This window comes from Parafrankia sp. BMG5.11, from assembly GCF_004337455.1.
In genome coordinates, this window is sequence record NZ_SJXI01000103.1 from 1 (window position 1) to 9,587 (window position 9,587).

At 67.0% G+C, this 9,587-nt stretch carries 8 protein-coding genes and 1 pseudogene; 8 read left to right on the forward strand and 1 reads right to left on the reverse strand.

Annotation, left to right across the window (positions count from 1 at the left end):
- From E0504_RS44025 to E0504_RS44055, 7 genes and pseudogenes are all read left to right on the forward strand, one after another.
- Positions 1-187, forward strand: a 187-nt coding sequence (locus E0504_RS44025) for a transposase (protein WP_165938815.1), incomplete at its 5' end; no start/stop codon positions are given.
- A 104-nt stretch (positions 188-291) separates the two neighbouring features.
- Positions 292-1,068 carry an MHYT domain-containing protein gene (locus E0504_RS44030; protein WP_243657906.1) on the forward strand — a complete coding sequence of 259 codons (777 nt, stop codon included), beginning with the start codon at positions 292-294 and terminating at the stop codon, positions 1,066-1,068.
- A gap of 613 nt (positions 1,069-1,681) precedes the next feature.
- Positions 1,682-2,113 (forward strand): helix-turn-helix domain-containing protein, encoded by a 432-nt coding sequence (locus E0504_RS53820; RefSeq protein WP_200835160.1) that lies wholly within the window; start codon positions 1,682-1,684, stop codon positions 2,111-2,113.
- 413 nt (positions 2,114-2,526) lie between these two features.
- Positions 2,527-3,417, forward strand: a complete 891-nt coding sequence (locus E0504_RS44040; protein ID WP_235013609.1) for a DUF5995 family protein — start codon at positions 2,527-2,529, stop codon at positions 3,415-3,417.
- Between the two features lie 172 nt (positions 3,418-3,589).
- Entirely contained in the window at positions 3,590-5,620 is a 2,031-nt protein-coding gene (locus E0504_RS44045) for a GAF domain-containing protein (protein ID WP_112104803.1), read from the forward strand.
- Between the two features lie 174 nt (positions 5,621-5,794).
- The gene (locus E0504_RS44050; protein ID WP_243657907.1) at positions 5,795-6,649 is read left to right on the forward strand and encodes an SAM-dependent methyltransferase; all 855 of its coding nucleotides are present in this window, start codon (positions 5,795-5,797) and stop codon (positions 6,647-6,649) included.
- Positions 6,650-6,790: 141 nt separating this feature from the next.
- Positions 6,791-7,895 (forward strand): annotated as a pseudogene (locus E0504_RS44055) (integrase core domain-containing protein); the annotation flags it as partial.
- Between the two features lie 170 nt (positions 7,896-8,065).
- On the opposite strand, the gene E0504_RS44060 reads toward E0504_RS44055, so the two are convergent.
- Complete coding sequence (locus tag E0504_RS44060) at positions 8,066-8,359, reverse strand: hypothetical protein (RefSeq protein ID WP_112104805.1); 294 nt, start codon at positions 8,357-8,359, stop codon at positions 8,066-8,068.
- 1,075 nt (positions 8,360-9,434) lie between these two features.
- Here E0504_RS44060 and E0504_RS54660 point away from each other — a divergent pair.
- Positions 9,435-9,587 (forward strand): transposase (locus E0504_RS54660; protein WP_131627420.1); only part of this gene is annotated, 153 nt, incomplete at its 3' end.

The window sequence follows — 9,587 nt, forward strand, 5'->3', positions numbered from 1 at the left end:
CGCGCGGCAGGTGCCGATGTTCGCGGTGGTACCACGCCGCTGGGTGATCGAGCGGACATTCGCCTGGCTGGGTAAATACCGCCGCCTGTCCAAAGACTACGAATACCTGACCGCCACGTCCGAAAACGTTATCTACCTGGCGATGAGCATGATCCTGATACACCGCCTCGCCGGCGCGCCACACTGACTCTTTTCAGACACCCTCTAGCGGCGCTCGGCTCCTTTGCGGCCCTGGCCAGCGCGACCCGGATCCGGGAGCACCACGGGGCCAAGCGGCTTGGCTGGGCGGCGGTGACGGCCCTGGCGCTGGGCGGCGGCGGGATCTGGTCGATGCATTTCGTCGGGATGGTCGCCTATCACGTCGAGGTCCCCGTCAGCTTCGACCTCCGGATCACCCTGCTGTCGCTCGTCATCGCGGTCGCCGTCTCCGGGGTGGGAATTTGGGTGGTGGCCGCAGACCCGTTCAACGCCGACAGGCTCGTTCGCGGCGGCATCTTCGCAGGGCTGGGTATCGCGGCGATGCACTACACCGGGATGGCGGCGATGCGGACCGCCGGGGCGATCGACTACAACCCCAGCTTGGTGTTGATTTCTGTTGTCATCGCCACAGTGGCTGCCACTGTCGCCTTCTGGATCGCGTTCCGTGTCGGCGGCATCATCCGGGTCCTCAGCGCATCCGCGGTCATGGCTGGCGCGGTCTGCGGGATGCACTACACGGCGATGGCGGCAACCCGTGTCACGCCCGATCCAAGCCTGTACCCACAGGTCGGATGCGACCCGTTCACGCTGGGTATTCTCACCACGTTCGGGTCGACCATCGTGCTGATGTTCATCATCGTCACCGCGCTCGGCGGTGTCACCAGCCCCGAGTTCCACGTCCACAGAATCAGGCGGGACAGGATCTTCGTCTCGTTGCTGAGGGGTGGCTCCGTCCCGGATGCCCCCGCCGCGCCGGCCGCGACCCGGCGGATCACCTCGGTGAGACCGACATCGCCGCCCGGGACCCGCGCGAAAGCACCCTGCCACTGCGCACGGTCCCCCGGCAGCAGCCGGCGACACCACCGGTGATGCGCAGATAGCACCCACGGGACCGGTCAGCCGCCCTGCGCCAGCGAGAGATCAGCAGACGGGACAAGACGATGTACGGCCAAGATCGACGGGTCCCGCTGGATGCACCAGATCTCCTTGCCGCGCCTACCCCGGCAACAGCCGCTACCGGCGGCACCACGACAACCCCTGCTATCACAGGGAGCGTCGAATGGGTGTCGGCGGAAAGGTCAGAGGCTCCATTCGACCCGGCGGTTCAGGTCGTTCGCTTGGACTTGCCTTTGGTTCGGTGTGGTCCGCTGGCTGGTGGCACGCCCGCTGGGCGGACGGCCGGTGGGTGAGGTGCTGCCCTGCGCGTGCCGCATACCGGCCGTCAGTGGGATGCTGGGACACGGTCCGGATTGCTGACGACGCACGTTCGGATCGAGGCCCTCGGCCGGTGTGTGGACGCACCGACCGGGGCCGCCCTATCCGTGCCTGCCTGTGGGTGCCCGAAACCTGTCCGCAGGACCTGACCAGGGCTTCTGCCTCACCCGATGATCGATAGGCCTTCCCCTGAAGGCGATCGGACACCTATACCCCACCGGCTACACGTGCCCTTGACCGGGACACCACCACGTGGATGATCCTGGCCATGGCGGTTCGGCTGATCTACCTCGTCTTCTGTCAGCTGGCAGGCTGGCTGGGGCTGGTGGCTCGCAGCTCGGCGGCGAAGGACGCCGAGATCCTCGTGCTCCGCCACGAACTCGCCGTGCTACGCCGCCAAGTCGCCCGGCCCCGGTTCTGCTGGGCCGACCGCACGATCCTCGCCGGGCTGGCCCGGCTGCTCCCGCAGGCGTCCCGGTCGATCTTGTTAGTGCGACCAGAGACGATTCTGCGCTGGCACCGCCAGCTGGTCCGCCGCCGCTGGACCCAGCCGCACCGCCCACCCGGCCGGCCCTCCACCCCAACGGAGATCCGCCAGCTGATCCTCCGCCTCGCCAAGGAGAACCCCCACTGGGGCTACCGCCGCATCCACGCCGAACTCATCCGACTCGTCCATCAGATCGGGGCCAGCACCGTCTGAACGATCCCGCGCGCCGCCCAGGTCGATCCCACACCCCGGCACACCAGCCCCACCTGGCGACAGTTCCTGCACACCCAAGCCCACGGGATACTGGCCTGCGACTTCTTCACCATCAGACACCGTCCTGCTGAGCAAGCTGTACGTCCTGTTCTTCCTCGAGCTGGACTCCGCCGGGTGCATTTCTCTGGTCACACGGCGTCACCTCCCGCTGTCTGCTGGGCGCACGAAAGATCCGGGTTAGAGCGGGTTACAGCACTTAAGTACCCGCATCAACGATTGTGTTCTAATGTATTGCGCTATCTATATGAATGAAGGGGAGCCCGCGCTCCTCCTTGGGTCGCATTGCCCTAAGATCACACTCCATGATCCTTTTTCTTGCTCGGGCGGGTCTGGTTTCCCGAATGGTGGTGGCGATGGTTGCCGGTATCCTCGCGGCGACTGTGGCGGTGGTGTCCGCGACTCCCGCCGGGGCCGTGGAGCCACTATTCCTGGGCTGGACGAGCCTGCTACCGCCGCTTCCCACCGCCTACGCTCCTGCTGACGCGGAGGAATGCGCCGCCGGAGATCCGGCCTGCGTGGACGCGACCATCGTCCAGATGCAGACCCGCTACGACGATCTCGTGGCGAGCTGTGACCACAACGCGGTGTTCGCTTTGACGTATCTGCGTACGACGGAGGAATACCGGCGGGTGGCCGCGGAACCCGGGTTCTTCGACGACGTCTCCTACGTCAACACCGAGGACGCCGTGTTCGCCGCCTACTACTTCCACGCCTACGACGCCTGGCAGGTCGGGCAGAGCGCCGCGGTGCCACGCGCCTGGGAGATCGCGTTCGACGCGGCGAAGCAGCGCCGGCTCGCCGGGGCCGGCAACCTGCTGCTCGGCATGAACGCGCACGTCAACCGCGACCTCCCCCTGGTGCTGGCGTCGCTGGGTCTGGTCGCGGCGGACGGGCGCAGCCGCAAGCCCGACCACGACCAGATCAACGTCATGCTCAACCGCGTCGTCGACCCGCTGCTGCATGAGGCGGCGGATCGGCTCGACCCCTCGATCGACAACATCGCGACCCCGCTGGGCCTGTCCTACACGGCGCTGATGCAGATCCTGGTCGTATGGCGCGAGTCCGCCTGGCGTAACGCCGAACGCCTGATGAACGCCCCGACCGTCGAGGCCCGGGCACGGATCGTGAACGAGATTGAGGCGGCTGCCGCGACGACCGCCGTGACACTGCGGACCCTCTACACCCGCCCCGGTCTGCTTCCTCTTGGCCAGGACCGCGACGAGTACTGCGCCTCCCGTGGCTAGCGCCCGGGAAGGCGGCAGCGCGGGCGCGGGGTACTGTTCCGACGACAGCAGATTATGACGGGTCGGCCGGATGGCTGAGGTCGACGCCGGCCGTCAGGGGCGTTCGTGGCTGCCCGAGCAGCGGCGGGCGCCCGGCGGGGGAATCCGCTGTCGCGATGGAGGGGGGCCGTCGATGACATCAGTATCAGGTGATGCCCGGCACGTCGGCGCGGGGAGCCGGGTTGGCGAACATGTCGGTGATGTTGAGGCCGCCGTGCTGCTCGATACGTTGAGCGAGGTGGTGTTCCGGACCGACGCGGAAGGCCGCTGGACGTATCTGAACCGGGCGTGGACGAGGCTGACCGGCTTCGAGATCGGCCCCAGTCTCGGTGCCCGGTTCCTGGACTACGTCCACCCCGACGAGTTGGAGTACACGGTCGCCCTGTTCATGGGGGTGGTCGCCGGTGGCGCCAACCACTGCCATCACGAGACCCGGTACCGCACCAGTGACGGCAGCTACCGTCGCGTGCAGATCAGGGCGAACGTGCTCCGGGACGGGGCCGGTGAGGTGATCGGTAACACCGGCACGATTCTGGATGTCACTGACTCCCGTCGTGGCAGCGAGACGATCGGTGAGCACGCCGCTCTGCTCGAGCTCGTCTCCTCGGACGCACCGGGCGGCGAGCTGCCCGTGGGGGTGGTCGTGTATGACGCTGATCTGCGGCTACGGCGAGGCTCACCGGTCGTTGATCGGCTGGCCGAAGCACCGCAGCGCATCGGTGACCCCCTCGCCCAGCTGATGGAACTGTTGGCGCCGGCCGTCCCGGGGCAACGCGCCCTGGGCGGTGAGTGGGGGCTGGTTGCGGTCGCGAAACGCACCAACCACGCCCAGGTCAGCGACCTCGACATCGCCGACCCCCGCCCCGGCCGGTCGCTGCGGGTGTCGGTGATCCCTTATCTGCGGGACGGGGAGGAGATGCTCGCGCTCGTCCTGGCCGACATAACCGACCTACGCCGCGCCGAACACCGTCAGGCAGGCCTCGCCCGGCTCGGCCACCGGGCCATCTCCAGCTCAGACACCGCCGCGCTGGTAAGCGAGGCCGCCGCGATGGTTGCCTCGACACTCAGCGTTGCCGGCTGCGAGCTGATCCACGTCGACCCGCGAGGCGGCGACGCAGTCGGCACGAGCCCGCTACTTGACCGGGTCCTGGCCGACGACCAGCCTGTAGTGATCGATAGCCCGGTCACCGAGCTGGCTCGTTCTCTGGCCGGACCCCCGCCAGATTCGCCGGATGTCGCCACCGTGCTCGCCACGCGTGTCGGCGGCGCAGGGTTACTGTTCGGTGTCCTCGCCGCCCACAGCACGACCCCACGTTGCTTTACCGACGACGAGGTCCAATTCGTCCAGGCGGTGGCCGATATCCTCACCGCAGCCCTCGAACGCGACCGCACCGACCACGAACTGCGCAGACTCTACCGGCGGGCGGAACACGGCAGAGCATGGCTGGCCGCAAGCGCGCACACCATCACCCAGGTCCTCGCCGCCGCCGAGCCGCGCGACGCCCTCGACCTGGTCGCAGCCACGGCGAGAACGATGGCGGGCACCGACATCGGGGTGGTTGCCGTGCCCGACGAGCACGGCAACCTGGTGATAACCACAGCCGACGTCGCTCCCGGCCTGCCGGCTGCGCCCGATTCCCTGCTCGGGCTGACCCTCGCACAGGGCGTGACCCCGGTGGCCGAGCAGCTCACGGCCGGTGGCACCGTCGTCCTCGACAGTCTCGACCTGCGTGGCAGCAGGATCTCCCCGGCGCCCGACATGCCTATCGCCACCGCACTGATCCTCCCGCTACGGATCACGCAGCGATCATCGGCCGTGCTCATCCTCGGAAACCACACGGACACAGCACACCTCCCCCTCCACGACGTCGAGCTGATCGAGGCGTTCACCCACGACGCCGCGCTCGCAGTCGAACTCGTCCAGACCCAACACGACCGGGCCCGCCTCGCCGTCTACCAGGACCGCGACCGCATCGCCCGCGACCTCCACGACCAGGTCATCCAACGCCTCTTCGCGATCGGCCTACACCTACAATCCCTGACCCGGGCCGCCGGTGACATCACCGCAGCCCGCCTCACCAGCGCCATCAACGCCCTCGACCACACCATCGACGACATCCGCCACACCATCTTCGACCTACACCCCACACAACCAGGCCCATAAAACCCGACCCAAACGGGGGTCCGCTGGTCCTGCACCGGCATCGGCCCCGCCGCCCTCGTCCTGGTCGGGCAGGACGGTCCACCCCATCGGATGCTCCCTGCGGGTCATGGGAGAGTCTGGGAGAAAACGCCAGTATCGTCCGTGTACGGGCACTGTCGGAGACTAGGGGGGATCGTGACTGAAAGCGACGATGCTGGCTGGGACTACCGCTCGGTAGCGCCGGACTGGGTGCCACCGGACGTCGACCTGAGAACCGACGTGGCGCACTCGGCGCGGGTCTACGACTACGTCCTGGGCGGCAAGGACAACTTCCCGGCCGACCGGGCGGCGGCTGGGGAGTTTGTCAAAAGTTTGCCGAACCTGTCCACGTCCATGCGGGCGAACCGAAGTTTCATGGTCAGGATGGCCCGTGTCCTGGCCGCGAAGCACGGTATCCGCCAGTTCCTGGACATCGGTACCGGGCTGCCGACCGCGCCGAACCTGCACGAGGTCGCCCAGAAGGTCGCGCCGGAATCGCGGATCGTCTACGTCGATAACGATCCCATAGTGTTGGTCCACGCGCGGGCCCTGCTCACCAGCACCCCCGAGGGGCGGACCGCCTATCTCGATGCCGACCTCCACAACCCAGAAGGGATCCTGGAGTCCGACCAGCTGCGGGAAACCCTCGACCTGAGCCAGCCCGTGGCGGTCAGTCTGATCGCGATCGTGCACTTCATCGCCGATGACACGGTCGTGCAAGACCTCATCGACCGGATCATGCGTCCGCTCCCGGCGGGCAGTGTCCTGGCGCTTTCCACCACTACCGCCGACAGCGCGCCCGAGGAAGTTCACGCCGGCGAGGCCGCGTACAAGGCCAACGGCATTCCGCTGATCGCGCGTGACAAAAGCACGGTGGAGCGTTTCTTCCACGGGATGGAACTCCTCGACCCCGGCGTCGTGCTCGTCCACCACTGGCATCCCGACGATGAGGCGGCTGCGCTGGACGACGCCCACGTGTACATGTACGGCGGAGTCGCCCGGAAACCGTAGGATGCGCGCTGTCAGCGTCAGCCTGGTGTCGCTGGTCATGACAGAGATCCCGGCTACTGGGCATGAGCGAGAAATGCACCGACGTGCCGTTTCCGACCGTGTGAGGCTCCAGAACCCCGATTTGGGCGGTGACCTGCGTGTTTGCCTACGGGCCGGGGTCCGTGTCGGGCAGGCTGGACGGTCATGGTGTGGTCGCTGCTCTACGCCCTGACACGCAACACTCTCGGACTGATGCTGCTCCGCGTGCGCGGCGACACCGCGAAAGACGTGGAGCTCCTCGTCCTGCGACATCAGGTGGCGGTGCTGCGCCGGCAGGTGAACCGGCCCGGTCCTGGAACCGGCGGACCGCGTCATCCTCGCAGCCCTGTCCCGGCTGCTACCCCGGTCCAGCTGGGGTTCGTTCTTCGTCACCCCAGCCACCGTGCTGCGCTGGCACCGTGACCTCCTCGCACGCCAATGGACCTACCCCCGCAAGACCCCCGGGCGGCCGCCGGTCCGCAGGGAGATCCGCGAACTGGTCCTACGCCTCGCGCAGGAGAACCCGACCTGGGGCCACCGCCGGATCCAGGGAGAACTGATCGGGCTGGGTTCCCCGGTCGGGGTCGCCACCGTCTGGCGGATCCTGCACCGCGCCGGCGTCGACCCCGCACCCCGCAGGTCCGACACCTCCTGGCGCACGTTCCTGTCCGCGCAGGCCTCCGGCCTGCTGCCCTGCGACTTCTTCACCGTGGACACCGCGTTCCTCCAACGGATCTACGTGTTCTTCGTCGTCGAACACGCCACCCGCCATGTCCACGCCCTCGGGGTCACGAAGCATCCGACCGCGGCGTGGGTCACCCAGCAGGCACGGAACCTGCTGGGTGATCTCGACGAGTGTGGCCACCGGTTCCGGTTCCTTCTCCGTGACCGCGATACGAAATTCACGGCTTCCGTCGACGCTGTCTTCGCCGGGGCCGGCATCGACGTGGTAAGCACACCCCCTCAAGCCCCGCAGGCGAACACGATCGCGGAACGCTGGGTCGGCACCGCCCGCCGGGAATGCACCGACAGGCTGCTGATCATCTCCGAACGGCACCTCACGTCGGTCCTCGACAGCTACGCGGAGCATTTCAACACCCACCGACCCCACCGCTCCCTCAGCCAGCACCCACCCGACTCGCCACCCGTGGTCACCCCGACGCCGGATTCCACCGTCCGTCGCACATGCATCCTCGACGGCATGATCAACGAATATCGCAACGCCGCCACTTGCGCGGAAGATCCTGTCAACCGCAAAAGACCAGCTCACAGGCCGAATCGGGTTTCTGGAGCCCCACAGGGACGCAGCGCCGGATCGGTGCTTTGTGCACCCCGGACGCTCCGGGGAAGGCGAGAAGTTCCTGGTTCTCAGCGGTACCTGTCAGGGCGACGTGCGCGTCAGAGCTTCTTCCCGAAACGGTAAAGAGCGCCGCTCTTGGTCGCGATAAACCGGGTCGGAGTGACGAAGAAGACCTCGAACGAGTCGCTTACCGCGCCGGCACCCGCTTTCAGGTTCTCGCAGCGGATCCCGTTGCTGACCTCAGGGATCGCCGTGTAGCCGCCGACCCAAAGCGTTCCGGCGTTCATGGCCTCCTGATGGAACTCCCACGGAGTGGGGTGGAAGCTACCGATAGCGCCGTTGTCATCAAACGCAGCGACCGACCACTTCGTGTTCGCAGGACTGAACGGCATGATGTAAGTTCTCCCCGCTTCTCGGCGCCCGTGTATCTCACGCGCGCATGGCGTTGACCGTGATTCCTGAGAGCTTCACCGGTGGCAGAAGGAAATTTCCGCTATCGCAGTGGGCTAGATTTCCGTGTCCAGGTTAGAGCTCTGTCGAGCTAGCCATGGACGAAGTCAAAAGATCGATGACTTTGCGAGTGGAACTTTCCCACCCCGCGCGGCGAACAGCCGATGCGACGTGGAAGCTTCTGTCGGATAGTTCGATTCTCTGCGATGGCCATCCCCCCAGAAGTCAGCCCACATGTTGCCCTCCCGACGGCCGCCGATGAGGGGTCATCAGCCGTCGATCCAAGCCTGGCAGGAACCAGGCCCGCATGGGGAGACTTCTCAAAAATTTGACACCTCGCAAATAACGCATCACCCGCCGCCAGCGCGCCTCGCCGCGCCCATCTAGGAGTGTGTCTCAGTAATGGTGACCTGCGGGGCTCCAGAACCCCGATTTGGGCGGTGACCTGCGTGTTTGCCTGCGGGGCGGGGCCCGTGTCGGGCTGTGGGTGCCAGAACTGGGCCATCGGCGCTGACCTGGGCTTTTAGGCGGCCCGTTCGCACTTGTTGATCAAGCCGTCGATGACGGGGCCGGTGTCCGAGTTCTGGCACCCCACACGCACGGGCCGGCGTGCACGAGTCGGTTCGGTTCGTCGAGGTCGAAGATCCCGAGATGGCGCGGACGGGACGGCGGGGAGAGACCCGCTGTCGCGTGTCGCCCCGGCCCTGGAACCCGTGTCGTCAGCCCTCCCACCTGGGAGGGCGACAGACGACACGACACGCGACAGCAGAGACAGCACGGCCGTTTTAGCCCGGCCTGGCCGGGCACCCCCGGTTTACCCGGCCAGCGGCCGGGTAGAGAGAGCTGGGCGCTGCCTGGCCACTCCCAGAGTGGCGACTGTGTGGCCGGCGGCGCCCGCCTCGACCGCCGGCCCCGCTGCCCCACCCCGGGACCGGCGGCCTAGGGCCTGTTCTGAGTCTGGATCACAATCGGGGTGTTCGTCCTTCGTGTGGGTGTTTCGGCTGGTAGCACAGTGGTATGACGCGTGGTGATCTGACCGATGGTGAATGGGAGTTGATCGAGCCGCACCTCCCGCTGGGGGCGTCCGGACCGATCCCTGACCTGCGCAGCTATTTCAACGCGGTGATGTGGAGGTTCCGTACCGGAAGCCCCTGGCGGGACGTGCCGAAC

What these genes read in the sequence shown, in the direction of transcription:
- E0504_RS53820 (WP_200835160.1), top strand. Translation starts at nt 1,682, where the DNA reads ATGGCGGTTCGGCTGATCTACCTCGTCTTCTGTCAGCTGGCAGGCTGG.
- E0504_RS44060 (WP_112104805.1), bottom strand. Translation starts at nt 8,359, where the DNA reads ATGCCGTTCAGTCCTGCGAACACGAAGTGGTCGGTCGCTGCGTTTGAT.
- E0504_RS44045 (WP_112104803.1), top strand. Translation starts at nt 3,590, where the DNA reads ATGACATCAGTATCAGGTGATGCCCGGCACGTCGGCGCGGGGAGCCGG.
- E0504_RS44040 (WP_235013609.1), top strand. Translation starts at nt 2,527, where the DNA reads ATGGTTGCCGGTATCCTCGCGGCGACTGTGGCGGTGGTGTCCGCGACT.